The sequence below is a fragment of the Mesorhizobium sp. genome (assembly GCF_004962925.1).
Lineage (GTDB): Bacteria > Pseudomonadota > Alphaproteobacteria > Rhizobiales > Rhizobiaceae > Mesorhizobium.
The window spans coordinates 1-201 of record NZ_SUEO01000524.1 but is presented as its reverse complement, the minus strand read 5'-3'; the positions used below and the strand labels follow the sequence as shown (position 1 = coordinate 201).

The window sequence follows — 201 nt, the reverse complement described above, 5'->3', positions numbered from 1 at the left end:
GCGAGAGATAGCCGCGGTCGAACTGCATGCCTTCGACGACTTCGAGTTCGGTCTCAGCAGTCTTGGCTTCCTCGACCGTGATGACGCCCTCGTTGCCGACCTTCTGCATCGCTTCGGCGATCATCGAGCCGACCGAAGCATCGCCGTTGCCGGCGATGGTGCCGACCTGGGCAACCTCTTCCGAGGTCTTGATCTTCTTGG

1 pseudogene is annotated in these 201 nt (G+C 61.2%); it reads right to left on the bottom strand.

Going from position 1 to position 201, the window contains the following annotated elements:
* Positions 1-201: pseudogene (gene groEL, locus E5W87_RS35970) on the bottom strand (chaperonin GroEL); the annotation flags it as partial.